The sequence below is a fragment of the uncultured Campylobacter sp. genome, assembly GCF_905371695.1.
Taxonomy (GTDB): Bacteria; Campylobacterota; Campylobacteria; order Campylobacterales; family Campylobacteraceae; genus Campylobacter_A.
Genome location: NZ_CAJPMA010000054.1, coordinates 1 through 11,658, shown reverse-complemented (window position 1 = coordinate 11,658; position 11,658 = coordinate 1). Strand labels below are relative to the sequence as shown.

At 44.4% G+C, this 11,658-nt stretch carries 15 protein-coding genes and 1 pseudogene; 9 read left to right on the top strand and 7 right to left on the bottom strand.

What is annotated here, in order from left to right:
- Positions 1-276: pseudogene (locus QZ147_RS06015) on the bottom strand (M23 family peptidase); the annotation flags it as partial.
- On the bottom strand, positions 276-656 hold the full coding sequence (locus QZ147_RS06010) for a hypothetical protein (protein ID WP_295148166.1): 381 nt from the start codon (positions 654-656) through the stop codon (positions 276-278). The pseudogene QZ147_RS06015 and the gene QZ147_RS06010, both read right to left, overlap by 1 nt.
- A gap of 125 nt (positions 657-781) precedes the next feature.
- Here QZ147_RS06010 and dctP point away from each other — a divergent pair, with 125 nt between their 5' ends.
- The gene (gene dctP, locus QZ147_RS06005) at positions 782-1,837 is read left to right on the top strand and encodes a TRAP transporter substrate-binding protein DctP (protein ID WP_295148163.1); all 1,056 of its coding nucleotides are present in this window, start codon (positions 782-784) and stop codon (positions 1,835-1,837) included.
- 247 nt (positions 1,838-2,084) lie between these two features.
- Here dctP and hisG read toward each other — a convergent pair whose 3' ends face one another.
- From hisG to QZ147_RS05980, 5 genes are all read right to left on the bottom strand, one after another.
- Positions 2,085-2,696: an ATP phosphoribosyltransferase gene (hisG, locus tag QZ147_RS06000; RefSeq protein ID WP_295148160.1), complete on the bottom strand. Its 612-nt coding sequence runs from the start codon at positions 2,694-2,696 to the stop codon at positions 2,085-2,087.
- Positions 2,693-3,316, bottom strand: coding sequence for a type III pantothenate kinase (locus tag QZ147_RS05995; protein WP_295148157.1), 624 nt, complete (start codon positions 3,314-3,316; stop codon positions 2,693-2,695). The genes hisG and QZ147_RS05995 overlap by 4 nt, the downstream gene beginning before the upstream one ends.
- Positions 3,303-3,566 (bottom strand): hypothetical protein, encoded by a 264-nt coding sequence (locus QZ147_RS05990; protein ID WP_295148155.1) that lies wholly within the window; start codon positions 3,564-3,566, stop codon positions 3,303-3,305. Before QZ147_RS05990 ends, QZ147_RS05995 begins: the two co-directional genes overlap by 14 nt.
- A 68-nt stretch (positions 3,567-3,634) precedes the next feature.
- Positions 3,635-4,639 (bottom strand): PQQ-binding-like beta-propeller repeat protein, encoded by a 1,005-nt coding sequence (locus QZ147_RS05985; protein WP_295148152.1) that lies wholly within the window; start codon positions 4,637-4,639, stop codon positions 3,635-3,637.
- The gene (locus tag QZ147_RS05980; protein WP_295148150.1) at positions 4,636-5,202 is read right to left on the bottom strand and encodes a hypothetical protein; all 567 of its coding nucleotides are present in this window, start codon (positions 5,200-5,202) and stop codon (positions 4,636-4,638) included. The genes QZ147_RS05985 and QZ147_RS05980 overlap by 4 nt, the downstream gene beginning before the upstream one ends.
- A gap of 114 nt (positions 5,203-5,316) precedes the next feature.
- On the opposite strand from QZ147_RS05980, the gene gatC reads away from it, so the two are divergent.
- Genes gatC through QZ147_RS05940 form a run of 8 tightly spaced genes read left to right on the top strand, consistent with a single transcriptional unit; the run spans position 5,317 to position 11,593 of the window.
- Positions 5,317-5,604 (top strand): Asp-tRNA(Asn)/Glu-tRNA(Gln) amidotransferase subunit GatC, encoded by a 288-nt coding sequence (gene gatC / locus QZ147_RS05975; protein ID WP_295148147.1) that lies wholly within the window; start codon positions 5,317-5,319, stop codon positions 5,602-5,604.
- A 7-nt stretch (positions 5,605-5,611) separates the two neighbouring features.
- Entirely contained in the window at positions 5,612-6,766 is a 1,155-nt protein-coding gene (locus QZ147_RS05970; RefSeq protein ID WP_295148145.1) for a type IV pilus twitching motility protein PilT, read from the top strand.
- Entirely contained in the window at positions 6,756-7,358 is a 603-nt protein-coding gene (locus QZ147_RS05965; protein ID WP_295148142.1) for a CvpA family protein, read from the top strand. The genes QZ147_RS05970 and QZ147_RS05965 overlap by 11 nt, the downstream gene beginning before the upstream one ends.
- Positions 7,358-7,828: a Fur family transcriptional regulator gene (locus QZ147_RS05960; RefSeq protein ID WP_295148140.1), complete on the top strand. Its 471-nt coding sequence runs from the start codon at positions 7,358-7,360 to the stop codon at positions 7,826-7,828. The genes QZ147_RS05965 and QZ147_RS05960 overlap by 1 nt, the downstream gene beginning before the upstream one ends.
- A gap of 4 nt (positions 7,829-7,832) precedes the next feature.
- Positions 7,833-9,335: a lysine--tRNA ligase gene (gene lysS / locus QZ147_RS05955; RefSeq protein WP_295148169.1), complete on the top strand. Its 1,503-nt coding sequence runs from the start codon at positions 7,833-7,835 to the stop codon at positions 9,333-9,335.
- Positions 9,335-10,579 carry a serine hydroxymethyltransferase gene (locus QZ147_RS05950; protein WP_295148138.1) on the top strand — a complete coding sequence of 415 codons (1,245 nt, stop codon included), beginning with the start codon at positions 9,335-9,337 and terminating at the stop codon, positions 10,577-10,579. The genes lysS and QZ147_RS05950 overlap by 1 nt, the downstream gene beginning before the upstream one ends.
- The gene (locus QZ147_RS05945) at positions 10,579-11,121 is read left to right on the top strand and encodes a DUF1882 domain-containing protein (RefSeq protein ID WP_295148136.1); all 543 of its coding nucleotides are present in this window, start codon (positions 10,579-10,581) and stop codon (positions 11,119-11,121) included. The genes QZ147_RS05950 and QZ147_RS05945 overlap by 1 nt, the downstream gene beginning before the upstream one ends.
- A 10-nt stretch (positions 11,122-11,131) precedes the next feature.
- On the top strand, positions 11,132-11,593 hold the full coding sequence (locus QZ147_RS05940; RefSeq protein ID WP_295148135.1) for a hypothetical protein: 462 nt from the start codon (positions 11,132-11,134) through the stop codon (positions 11,591-11,593).
- Positions 11,594-11,658 lie beyond the last annotated feature (65 nt).

Below are 11,658 nucleotides of genomic sequence, written 5' to 3'. Positions count from 1 at the left end.
GTAATCGCCTTTTACAACTTTAAAAATTTGCCTTGAAATTTTGCCGTTTAGCTCGTTTGTTACGACTATTTCGCCCGTTTTGTAATAATCGGCGACTACGAGCGCGAATTTTAATTTTTTATTATTAGGCGCGTCTAGCCACTTTGCGGGTTTGCCGTCTATGCTTAAATTTCCCGCTAAATTAGACGGGCTAAAAATAATCGCTGCTTCGCCGTTAACGATATTTTGCGCGCATAAATTTAGGCAAAGCAACGCCGCTAGTAAAATTTTTTTCACTATCTGTCCCAGCGGCGATCTCGCTGCTTCCAAACGTCTTGCGGCGAAGGCGGAAGTACGAGTATATCTCGTCCGTAACGTCCGCCGCCGTAATAAGGAGGCGGAGGTGGCATAAATCTATCTCTTTCGTAGCGCCTAGCTCCGTAAGGCGGCGGAGGGGGCGGCGGCGCATAGTCGTATCCTCTGGGCGCCCGCTCGTGCCTAAAACGCCTATACGCTCCGCCTCTATCGTAATCTCTGCGGTCAAATTCGTATCTGCGTCCGCGATCGTCCCAATCTCCGCCGGAGTAAAAGCCGAAATATCCGCCAAAACCCGCATCTCTCGCAAACGCGCCGCTAACGATAAGCGCGCATAAAATCCAAAATTTTAAAAGCTTCATTTTCGCCTCCGTCTGAAATTTTCGCAAATTTTAAAGCGCGACGGCAAACGAAAGGTTAAGTTAAAATAAATAGTAAGCTTTTGCGCGCTATAATGGCGCTTAAATTTCGTAAAAAGGAGAATAATATGAAAATTCGCGCGCTTGCGCTGGGGTTTTTAGCCTGCGCGACTCTTGCGTTGGGAGCCGACGATAAGGTCTATAAGCTAAAATTAGCCAGCACTTGGGAGAGTACGATGCCCGTACTCGGCGACGTACCCAAAGAGCTAAAAGAGATCGTAGAAAAGGCTAGTAACGGCAGGATCGAGATCCGCATCGACTATCCGTCCAAGCACAAATCGCCGTTTGCGATGCTTGATTTCGTAAAAAGCGGTCAATACGATATCGGCTATTCGGCTAGCTATTATTACAAGGGCAAAGATGCTAAAACTATGTTCTTTACGGCGGTGCCTTTTATGATGAACACGGACGAGCTTAAAGCTTGGTACGATTTCGGCGGCGGTAAGGAGCTTGAGGCAAAGGTGTTCGATCCTTACGGTATTAAGGTGTTTCGCGCGGGAAATACGGGCATGCAAATGGGCGGTTGGTTTAAAAAAGAGATTAACTCTCTTGCTGATTTACAGGGTTTAAAGATTAGAATTCCCGGATTCGGCGGCGAAATTTACGCGAAACTGGGCGCAAATATCAACACGATAGCCCCGGGGGAACTATACATGGCGCTTGAAATGGGCACTATCGACTCGGTCGAGTGGGTGAGTCCGGCTTACGATATGGCGTTAGGCTTTCACAAAGTAGCGAAATTTTACTACACCGGTTGGCAAGAGCCTAGCGGCGAGACGCAGTTCTTTGTAAGCAAAAAAACGTACGAGAAGCTGCCTGCGGACCTGCAAGCGATATTTGAAGCCGCCGCCGCGCAAGTAGCGCAAAACGTGAATACTAGGGTGTTTGCGATGAACGTAGATTATTGGGATAAGATGAAAAGCGAGTATCCCGACATTCAGGTAAAATCCTTCCCCAAAGACGTGCTAGACGCGCTTAAAAAGGCGACTAACGAGCTACTGGACGAACAAAGCACCAAAGATCCGCTATTTAAAGAGATTGTCGAGTCCCAGCGCGCCTTTATGAAAAAAGCTCGCGAATGGACGAAAATTTCAGATTACGCTTATATCGATCAAAACAAATAAATCCTAATGCGCCCCTTACGATTTCGGGGCGCTTAAATTCCTACTTTACCCCTACATATTTGCGTGGGAAATTTAAAATTTAGACACTTTTGTCCGCTTATTTTTTAAATTTGCGCTTGCGCGAAATTTTACGTAAAATTTTATGATTAAGCAGAAAATTACGCGTAAACTTTATGAAAGCGGGTGATATTTTTTGAGAAAAGCACTACCGAAATGCCACGCAAATTATTCGCAAATTCCGAAAATTTTAGTCTATTTTTTCTTTTAGCTTATGATAAAGCTCTAAAATTTTATCTTTTTTTATAATAAAGCTATTTTTATTAGCGATTAGATGCGCGGAACTTTGCATTATCGTTTCGCCTATTTTTAGTCCGTTTTGCTTCATTGTGGAGCCGGTTTCTACTACGTCCACGATTGCGTCGGCAAGCCCTACCAACGGCGCAAGCTCGATCGAGCCGTATAGCTTTATGATTTTCAGCGCGATCGCTTTTTGCGCGAAATAAGCGCGTGCGATATTAGGCATTTTAGTAGCTATTTTTAGCTCGGGTTTGGTTAGATCTAGTTCGTCTTCGTTTTTTATCCCCACGCAGACGCGGCAAACGCCTATTTTAAGATCAAGCAGCCGCACTACGTCCGGACGATGCTCTTCAAGTACGTCAAGTCCGACTACGCCGATATCGGCTGCGCCTTCGGTTACGTAAGTCGGGATGTCTTGGTTTCGCACCATTAAAAAACGAAAATTTCCTTCGTCTAAAATCAACTTTCTATCTTCAAACGTGAATTTCGAGCCGAAAATTTCCCTAAAAATCGCCAATGTATCCTCAGCGATCCTACCTTTGGGTAAAGCGACGGTTATCATTTTATCCCTTTTTCTCGTATTAGTTTTTGCATAGCGCGAAAGACTAGCATCTTGTCGCAGACGGCGTTTTTAAAAAATTTAGATAAAAATTCGCCGTCGCCGCCGGTAAAATAGACGTTTTTATTGCCGACTAGCTTTTCGATTAGCGTAACGATGGGCTTAAAGATGCCGTAGCTCACCGCATCCGCGGTCTTTTGGGGTAGAGCGTCGATATCGATTTGCGAATTAATCGGCACTTTTAGGCGCGGCGAAATACTCTCGTAAGCCGCTAGCATAGCTGAAATCCCAGGCATTATATAACCGCCTAGATGCATCGAATTTGCCATTATATCGACCGTTATTGCGCTGCCAGCATCCACCACTACGCCGTCTTTTATGCCGTAGCAAGCGGCTATGCGGTCGATGCCAAGCCCCTGATAGATCGTATCTATGTCGAAGTATTTTTCTAAATTTACGAAATTTTCGTTAGCGTTTAGTTTACCGAAAAGTCCGTCGTTTACGCAGATAAAATAGACCTTTTCTTTGGGCTCGTAGCCGCGAAATTCTCGCACGCTCATGCGAGAAATTTTCCCGTCTTGCAAAAACGCGGCGTTCGTGTTGCCGATATCACATAAAATCATGGCAGACCCAGCCGTTTTGTTTTAAAAACTCGCTTGATTTCGAGCAGATAGCGGAGTTAAAAAATATCGCGCGTTTGGTTATCTTAGTTTGCGAAATTTCTTCGCATTTAGCGCAAATTTCGTCTATTTCGCGCGCTTCTTTTACGAGTAGTCTGCTTTTTGCGTTTCTAATGAAAACGATTTGGTAAAAGCCTTTTAAATTTACGCCCAGATATGCTTGAAGCGAGCGTTTAGCGCTAATTTGCGACAAATCTACCCGCTTTAAATTTTTAAGGAAAATTTTACCCTTTTCGAAAAGGGCGTAAATTTTTTGATCCATTACTCGAAATTTACGAACTCGTCGTCGTAGTAAAACGCATTCGCGCCTATGAAATTTTTGTCTTTAATTTCCGTGTCGAATTCGTAAATTTTAGGATTTGAGAGGTTTAAATCCGTCTTGATAACGTAGCCGGTTTTCTCTACTATAAATAGGTTATTCGCGGTTATCGCAGCACCTGAGAATATCGCGAATTTAAAGCGCGCTTCGTTTTTCTTTTGTAATTTTAGGTCGGTTTTTATTACGACGCCGTCTTTTTTAAAGATATAGATATCGGCGTTATTTACGAGTACGTCTTTGATCTCGCCGTCGTAGTAAAGCGTCTTTTGAGGGTTGATGACGAGTACTTTTTTAGCCGTCGCCGCGATCATATTTTCGCCCACTACGTCAAGGAAAGTTACGTTGTTAAAAAACTGTTCGCTGCTAACTACGACGTCTCTTAGAATACGTGCGCTATCTTTTTGGACGATGTAAATTTTACCGTCTAGCGACGGGAAAATAACTAGCGTATCCATAAAAAGCGGAGAGGCTACGCGCGAGTCGACCGCGTAAATTTCGGATGATTTATACTCCATCAGCGTTCTTGCCTGCGATATATCGATTAAATAGATGTGGTTTTCGGCGCTTACGGCGGCTAGCAGATTGCCTTCCGTCGAAGCCGCCACGATCGCGGTAGGAAATTTCGAGCTGTAAATGACCGAACCGTCGGTACCGGTAATAACCAGCTCTCCTTCGAGATTAGTCGATATTATGCGACCTCCGTTTTGATTTAGTAGCCAAAATCCTTCGTTGAGCTTAATGTTCGCATTTAAACCATCTTTGGTAACGACGTTGCCGTTATTTAGCGTCGCGCCGTTTTTATTTACGCTGGCGATCGACGAAGGCAAGCTATGCGAAAGACTAAGCTTTGCCGTTACGTTTTCAGGCTCGAAATATTGTCTTTTCGTGCCACACCCGCTTAAAATTAGCGCCGCTAAAAACGCTAGAAGTAGAGTAAAATTTTTCATTGTTTGTTTCCCTGATAGTGTTGTAAATTTTTAACTAAGTTGTTAAGCTGCGAGTCTAGCGGAATTTTAGAAAATTCGCTCCTAGCTTCGCTAATTTTGTTTTCCTTTAAATAACCGTAGCCTTTTAAAAGCGCGTCGTAATTAGCTAAAATTTCGCCGCTTTGCTCGCCTATTTGCGCGCTTATAATTTGTTTAACCAGTGGATCTATCGGCAGGGCGAGTAGCTCTTTTGCGCCGCTTACGTCGCCTTTTTGGGCGTCTTGTTTAAATTTATAAAGCGCGTAAAGCGAAGGTTCTTTATCTTTTAAAATTTTAAGAGCCGCCTCGTCGCTCGGGTTTGCGATTAGTTTCGAGTATGCTTCATTCGCCTCTTTTACGCGGCCTTTGTCGATAAATTTTTGCGCGTAAGTCCAAGTTACGGCGGCTACCGCGACTACGAAAGCCGCGATTATTAGCTTTTTGTATTTTTTAAAGGCTCTTTCGCCTTTAATGATACTTTCTAAAAACTGCTCTTGCGCGCCTATCTCTTGCCTGATATCATTCAAATTTTCTTGTATAGCCAAATTTCGTCCTTGTAAAATTTAGTTCGTAATTGTATCATAAATAAATTTAAAGCATACCAAAATTAAAGATTAGTGTGTTATAATTAGCCCAAATCTTGCAAATAAAGGTATTTTATGCAAATCGACGACGCGCTTCTTAATAAATTAGAAAAGCTCTCGTCGCTAAAAATCGGCGATGAAAAACGAGATGAAATCAAAAGGCAATTAAGCGAAATTTTATCGTTCGTAGATGTTTTGGGCGAGTTAAATTTATCTAACGAAACCGCTGCCGTAAGCGCTCTCGGCGGCAAAACGCCGTTGCGAGACGATGCCGCGAAACAAAGCGACGTGATAGAAAATATCTTAAAAAACGCGCCCGTTCGCGAAGGACGTTTCTTTGTCGTTCCAAAAATCATAGAATAGGAAAAAAATGGAAAATCAAGGACAAAATTTACAACCCGCGCATCAATCGCAACCTGCCCAACCGGCGCAAACTACGCGCAGAAAAATCACCGACATAGAATCTTTGCTTAGAACCGTCGCTCACAATAGGGCCAGCGACTTGCACCTAGTGTCTCGCTCAGAGCCGCAGATTAGGATCGACGGTACGCTTCGTCCGCTAGAACTGGGAGTTTTAACTGGCCAAGATATAGAAGATATTTGCTATACGATGATTACGGACGCGCAAAAAAGCGAGCTTGAAAACAATAAAGAGCTTGACTTCGCGATAGAACTGCCCAATATCGGGCGTTTCAGGGGTAACTACTATTATACTATGAACGGCGATTTGGCCGCTGCATTCCGTATTATTCCTACACACATCCCGTCGCTAGATGATCTAAACGCCCCTAATATTTTTAAAGAGATAGTTAAGCGCGAGAAAGGCTTAATTTTGGTTACGGGGCCTACCGGCTCGGGAAAGTCTACTACGTTAGCGGCGATGCTAAATGAAATAAACGTACACGAAAGAAAACATATTATCACGGTCGAGGATCCGGTGGAATTCGTCCATAGCAATAAAAAGGCGTTATTCTCTCACAGAAACGTGGGATCCGATACGTTTTCGTTTGCCAGAGCGCTAAAAGCCGCACTTCGCGAGGATCCGGACATTATCCTAGTCGGCGAGATGAGGGATAGAGAGACGATCTCGACGGCGATTACGGCCGCCGAAACCGGACACTTGGTGTTCGGTACTTTGCACACGAACTCCGCCATCCAAACCATTAACCGTATCATCGATAGCTTTGAAGGCGGCGAGCAATTACAAGTGCGAAATATGCTCTCCGTATCGCTAACGGCGGTTATCTCGCAGTCTTTGCTACCGAAGCTCGGCGGCGGACGTGTAGCTATACACGAAATTTTAATTAACAATAACGCCGTAGCAAACTTGGTTCGCGAAAATAAAGTGCATCAAATTTACTCGCAAATGCAGCTAAATCAACAAGTAACCGGCATGAGTACCCAAACGCAAGCGATGATGAAAGCCATACAAAATAGATATATTTCAAAAGAGATGGCGATGCGCTACTCGACGGCCCAACAGGAACTCGGAAACATATTAGGGATTTCGCTCAATGGAAATTAGTGCTTGGATCGATATCGCCGTAGTTGCGCTCACGCTGATTTTGGGCGTAAAGGGTATAATAAACGGGCTAATAAAAGAGCTTTTTGGCCTAATCGGCCTAATCGGCGGTCTAGTCATCGCCACTAGATTTTCGGATGTCGCGGAAAAATTTATAAACGAAAATATATACAAATTCGACAATGGCTCGACGTTGCAGTTCGTAGCTTTCGTGTCGCTTTGGATCGTTTTTTGGCTAATTTGTCTTTTAATAGGAAAATTTTTAGCAAAGATGCTCGCGTTAAGCGGGCTCGGATTTTTGGATAGGTTGGGCGGATTCGTCGTAGGGAGCGCCAAAATTTTCTTAACCTTTGCGGCGGTACTTGCCGTAGCTAGCGGTACCGGCGTAAATTCGCTAATTGAGCCCTACGTAAAAGATAGCAAGATCTATCCGGTACTTTTGAGTGCCGGAAAGTGGATAACTAATATCGACGTCAAAAAAATCGCTAACGATATAGACGTCGCGATACAACGTCCTAAGGATATGAATAAAACCGACGCGTTAATTTCAATGGATGAAAACGCAACCGAAACAAATATGAAAAAAGGAGAGTAATGATGATAGAAAATTTAGAATACGACGCGTTGCTTGAAAAATTTAAAAGAGTTTTGCGCGACAGCGGGCTAAAATATACCAAACAACGCGAAATTTTACTAAAAACGCTTTATAATAACGGCGAACACTTTACTCCGGAAAAACTCTATCTATTTATAAAAGAGCGCCATCCAGAACTAAATATCGGCATCGCGACCGTTTATAGAACGCTAAATTTGCTAGAAGAGTCCGAGATGGTAACCTCTATCAGCTTCGGCTCGCAAGGTAAGAAATTCGAGCTCGCCACTAAGCCTCACCACGATCATATGATATGTAGAAAATGCGGTAAAATCATAGAATTCGAGGATCAAACTATCGAAAAAAGACAAATTAGCATCGCAAAAGAGCACGGATTTAAACTAACTGGGCATATGATGCAGCTTTACGGAATTTGCGAAGATTGCAATAAAAATAATATAAAAGGCAATTGAGGTGATATTTGAAAATCAACTGGAAATCCAAAGGCTAGAGACCGCAAATGAGCTACGAAACGCGGGCGTAAATCCCTATCCGCACTTTTTGCGCCGTGATATGGATATAGCTAAATTTAGGCTCAAATTTAAACATATAATAGACACCGAAGAAAAGAGCGCCGAAGGGCAGTCGGTAAGTCTAGCCGGACGCGTTAAGCTCATCAGGGACGCGGGCAAGGCGATATTTGCTAATATCGAGGATGAGGACGGCAATCTCCAAATTTATTTTAGCAACAAGACGCTTGATCCGGATTGGTTTAAGGTCGTAAAGAAAAATATCGAAGTAGGCGACATCGTATACGTGCGCGGATATGCTTTCGTCACGAGAACGGGCGAATTTTCTATGCACGTTAGCGAGCTAACTTTGGCGTCAAAGGCCATTTCGCCGCTTCCGGAGAAATTTCACGGGCTAACCGACATAGAGACTAGATACCGCCAAAGATACCTCGATATGATAATGAATCCGGAGGTTAGGGCCGATTTTAAGCGCCGCTCGGTTATCGTTAGCACGATTCGCAGATTTTTCGAAGACAAGGGCTTTTTAGAAGTCGAAACCCCGATGATGCACCCGATCCCGGGCGGAGCCAACGCTAAGCCTTTCGTAACCTTTCACAACGCGCTTGGCGTGGAGAGATTTTTACGCATCGCGCCCGAGCTTTATCTAAAGCGTCTCATCGTGGGCGGCTTTGACGCTGTTTACGAGATGAATAGAAATTTCCGCAACGAGGGTATGGACCTAACGCATAATCCCGAATTTACGAGCATCGAGTTTTACTGGGCGTGGCATACTTATCACGATTTGATGAGGCTAACCGAGGAGCTATTTAACGTGCTTCTTGATAAACTAGATATGCCTAAAATCATCGAATTTGACGGTATGCAGATCGATTTTAGCAAGCCGTTTAAACGCATAAGCTACAAAAAAGCGCTCGTAGAAATCGGCGGACTAGACGAAACTATCATTGACGATAAAGATAAAATTTTAGCCAAGCTCAAAGCGGACGGCTTTGAGGCAAACGCCAAGCTTGATTTGGGGCATTTGCAGGCCGAACTTTTTGATAACTACGTAGAGAGTAAACTAACTGATCCGACCTTTATCATCGACTATCCGATTTCTATTAGCCCGCTTTCTCGCAGAAGCGACGCAAATCCAGATATAGCCGAGAGATTTGAGCTGTTTATCGCGGGACGCGAGCTGGCTAACGGCTTTAACGAGCTAAACGACCCAATCGATCAGTACGGCCGTTTCGCTTCACAGATCGAAGCCAAAAACGCCGGCGACGACGAAGCTCACGAGATGGATGAGGACTACGTGAGGGCTCTTGGCTACGCGATGCCGCCTACTGCGGGTCAGGGTATCGGCGTAGATAGGCTCGTGATGCTACTAACCAATAAAAAATCCATCCGCGACGTGGTGCTTTTCCCCGCGATGAGACCGCAAAAAAACGAAACCAAGGAGAATTAATGAGTTTGCAAAGCTACGATAAAGAAATTTTCGATTTAGTAAATTTAGAGCTAAAACGCCAATGCGACCACCTCGAAATGATTGCGAGCGAAAATTTTACCTACCCTGAAGTAATGGAAGTAATGGGCTCTATCCTAACCAACAAATACGCAGAAGGCTATCCTGGCAAACGCTACTACGGCGGCTGCGAATACGTCGATCAGATCGAGCAGCTAGCGATCGATCGCTGCAAAGAGCTTTTTGGTTGCGAATTTGCAAACGTACAGCCAAACTCGGGCTCTCAGGCAAACCAGGGCGTTTACGGCGCGCTTTTAAATCCCGGCGATAAAATTTTAGGCATGGATCTAAGTCACGGCGGGCACCTAACTCACGGCGCAAAAGTAAGCAGTTCGGGTAAAATTTATCAGAGCTTTTTCTACGGCGTGGAGCTTGACGGACGCATAAACTACGATAAGGTGATGGAAATCGCGCAAATCGTAAAACCTAAGATGATCGTGTGCGGCGCAAGCGCATATACGCGCGAGATCGAATTTAAGAAATTCCGCGAGATCGCCGACGCTGTAGGCGCTATACTCTTTGCGGACGTGGCGCACATTGCCGGTCTAGTCGTAGCCGGAGAGCATCAGAGTCCGTTCCCTCACTGCGACGTGGTTAGCTCGACTACGCACAAGACCCTTCGCGGACCTCGCGGCGGTATCATCATGACAAACAACGAAGAGTACGCCAAAAAGATAAATTCGTCTATTTTCCCTGGCATCCAGGGCGGACCGCTAGTTCACGTTATCGCTGCAAAGGCGGTAGGCTTTAAACATAACCTAAGCCCTGAGTGGAAAATTTACGCCAAGCAAGTCAAAGCAAATATCAAAAAACTAGCCGAAGTTTTGGTAAAACGCGGCTTTGATCTAGTTAGTGGCGGCACCGATAACCATCTAGTTTTAATGAGCTTTTTAAACCGTGAATTTAGCGGTAAAGACGCCGATATCGCTCTTGGAAATGCTGGCATAACCGTAAATAAAAATACCGTTCCTGGAGAAACTAGAAGTCCGTTTATCACGAGCGGTATCCGCATCGGAAGTCCAGCGCTTACGGCCCGCGGTATGAAAGAGGCGGAATTTGAGATCATCGCAAATAAAATCGCCGACGTGCTAAGCGATATCAATAATGCCGAGCTTCAAAGCAGGGTAAAAGCCGAGCTAAAAGAGCTTGCGAGCAAATTTATCATCTACGATAAGGCGACTTATTGATGCAGAGCATAGACACCGCGCTAATCAAAATGAACACGAGCCACTACTGGATCAAACGCGACAATATCGTAAGCAAGATCGAGTACAAGGGGCGGACGTTTTTTAATAAATTTGAGCTAATAAACGAGCCTCTAAGCTATCAGGTAATAAAAGATCACGACGAGGGCAAGATCACCGTCGCACACTCGCTGATACTGCCTGGCGACAAGGTCGAAAATATCGTCTTTGACTACAACGGTAGGATGCCTGAGCGCTTTTGGCACCGTGCTCAGCTTTTGCTCCGCGAGGAGGGGTTTATAAATTTTACCGCCTACGAGAGCAAGACGCCGGGGCACCTGCACCTCTACGTGCATAAAGGCCACACGACGCTAAACGAGGGCTATCAGATCGCAAATAAGCTATCTATGCTGCTTAGTTCGCGCTTGGTTAAAGAGTGGAGAGTGTTTCCGACGATGGAGCTACCGAAAGAATTTAATATCTTGACGTTGCCGTATAAGGTCTATCAAAAAGAGCGCGGCGCAAGCTGGTCAAAACATATGTAATGGAGCTGAAATGGAAAACGAAGAGCTAAGGGATATACTTCTTGATAAAGACGACGAAATAAAAGGCAAAAAAACTAAAAAAATACTTATTTATGCGGCGATTTTTATCAATATCTTTTTAGTCGTAGTGGTCGCTATGAAATTTATAAATTCAAGCGACAACCCCGCCCAAAGCCAAGACGGCGATTCTAGACTGGCGACCGCGCTAGTGCCGCTACCTTCGCAAACGGGCGCGCAAAATAAAGACGGTGCCCGACAGCAGCCCGTCTTAGATCCCGCCGCCGAGCCTAAAAAAGCCGAAGGACAGCTATTCGAACAGGTTCCGATCGTTACCGAAGAAAGCAAACAAAACGACGAATTCGACGATATGATTAATAAATTAAAAGAAAAAATAGAAGATATAAAAGATGTTTTGTGTAAAGATAATAACAGTTGCCGCCAAACAAATATGAAAAAAGATATGGATAAATAAAGAAAGAAAATCCCTATTTAACTACTCCTTTTTATTGACATAAAACTGATTTATTGACATAAGAC

Excerpts from the sequence above, each read along its gene's own strand:
- QZ147_RS06010 (WP_295148166.1), bottom strand. The coding sequence starts at position 656 with ATGAAGCTTTTAAAATTTTGGATTTTATGCGCGCTTATCGTTAGCGGC.
- dctP (WP_295148163.1), top strand. The coding sequence starts at position 782 with ATGAAAATTCGCGCGCTTGCGCTGGGGTTTTTAGCCTGCGCGACTCTT.
- hisG (WP_295148160.1), bottom strand. The coding sequence starts at position 2,696 with ATGATAACCGTCGCTTTACCCAAAGGTAGGATCGCTGAGGATACATTG.
- QZ147_RS05995 (WP_295148157.1), bottom strand. The coding sequence starts at position 3,316 with ATGATTTTATGTGATATCGGCAACACGAACGCCGCGTTTTTGCAAGAC.
- QZ147_RS05985 (WP_295148152.1), bottom strand. The coding sequence starts at position 4,639 with ATGAAAAATTTTACTCTACTTCTAGCGTTTTTAGCGGCGCTAATTTTA.
- gatC (WP_295148147.1), top strand. The coding sequence starts at position 5,317 with ATGCAAATCGACGACGCGCTTCTTAATAAATTAGAAAAGCTCTCGTCG.
- QZ147_RS05970 (WP_295148145.1), top strand. The coding sequence starts at position 5,612 with ATGGAAAATCAAGGACAAAATTTACAACCCGCGCATCAATCGCAACCT.
- QZ147_RS05965 (WP_295148142.1), top strand. The coding sequence starts at position 6,756 with ATGGAAATTAGTGCTTGGATCGATATCGCCGTAGTTGCGCTCACGCTG.
- QZ147_RS05960 (WP_295148140.1), top strand. The coding sequence starts at position 7,358 with ATGATGATAGAAAATTTAGAATACGACGCGTTGCTTGAAAAATTTAAA.
- QZ147_RS05950 (WP_295148138.1), top strand. The coding sequence starts at position 9,335 with ATGAGTTTGCAAAGCTACGATAAAGAAATTTTCGATTTAGTAAATTTA.
- QZ147_RS05945 (WP_295148136.1), top strand. The coding sequence starts at position 10,579 with ATGCAGAGCATAGACACCGCGCTAATCAAAATGAACACGAGCCACTAC.
- QZ147_RS05940 (WP_295148135.1), top strand. The coding sequence starts at position 11,132 with ATGGAAAACGAAGAGCTAAGGGATATACTTCTTGATAAAGACGACGAA.